Raw genomic sequence first — 1,180 nt, forward strand, 5'->3', positions numbered from 1 at the left:
GCTGTCTTTGCGCCGACGGCTACGATCCACTCCCGTACAGCCTTGGCGATGAACTCCGGGCCGTTGTCGGAACGGACATGGCCGGGCACACCACGCAGGATGAACAGGTCCGACAGGGCGTCGATGACGTCGGTCGAGTTGAGCTTGCGATCGATGCGGATTGCAAGGCATTCCCTGGTGAACTCGTCGATGATGTTGAGCATGCGGAATCTCCTGCCATCGTGGGTCCGACCCTCGACGAAGTCATAGGACCAGACATGGTTTGGATGCTCGGGTCGAAGCCGGATGCACGATCCGTCATTCAACCAGAGCCGCCCCTTCTTCGGTTGCTTCTGGGGAACCTTCAGCCCCTCCCGCCGCCAGATCCGTTCGACACGCTTGGCGTTCACCGTCCAGCCTTCAGACCGCAGCATCGCCGTGATCCTGCGATAGCCATAACGGCCATAGCGGGAAGCGAGCCGGATGATGTCGGAGGTCAACGCCTCTTCATCGGGCCGGCCTTGCGGCTTCTTGCGCTGGGTCGAGCGGTGTTGGCCGAGAACCTTGCAGGCAAAGCGCTCCGACACGGAGAACTTCGCCATGACATGATCGACGCAACGGCGACGGCGAGCGGGGCTCAGAAGTTTCCCGAGGCAGCCTCTTTCAGGATCAGCTTCTCGAGCGTCAGGTCCGACACAGCCTTGCGCAGCCGGTCATTCTCTTTCTCAAGCTCTTTTAGGCGCTTTACCTGGTCACCTTCAGGCCGCCGAACTCCTTGCGCCACCGATAGTATGTAAACTGCGTCACGCCGATCGAGCGAACCGCTTCTCCGACAGAACGACCTTGCGACAACAGAACATCGACTTGGCGCAGCTTCGCCACGATCTCTTCGGGTTTGTGCTTCTTCTGGGGCATTCCAACGTCCTCCTACGGCTCAATAGCCTACTTCAGGGAGGACCACTTTTCAGGGGGCAGACCAGCCAAGTATGGCGGGATGGACCTGTCTGACGCCAAGCGGCTGAAGCAGCTCGAAGACGAGAACGCAAAGCTGAAGCGTCTGCTGGCGGATGCCATGCTCGACAATGTGGTTCTGAAGGATCTCCTGGGAAAACCTTGATGACACCGATGGCGCGGCGGGACGCGGTGCTGCGGGCGATGACGGATCATCCGATCTCTCAACGCCGGGCCTGCGTCCTGATCG

At 60.2% G+C, this 1,180-nt stretch carries 2 pseudogenes; one reads left to right on the plus strand and one right to left on the minus strand.

Annotation, left to right across the window (positions count from 1 at the left end):
* Positions 1-894 (minus strand): annotated as a pseudogene (locus ACFO1V_RS01040) (IS3 family transposase); the annotation flags it as partial.
* A 64-nt stretch (positions 895-958) separates the two neighbouring features.
* Between ACFO1V_RS01040 and ACFO1V_RS01045 the strand changes: the two are divergent.
* Positions 959-1,180, plus strand: a pseudogene (locus tag ACFO1V_RS01045) (IS3 family transposase); the annotation flags it as partial.

Origin of the sequence: Daeguia caeni, from assembly GCF_042653845.1 — a bacterium.
Classification (GTDB): domain Bacteria; phylum Pseudomonadota; class Alphaproteobacteria; order Rhizobiales; family Rhizobiaceae; genus Brucella; species Brucella caeni.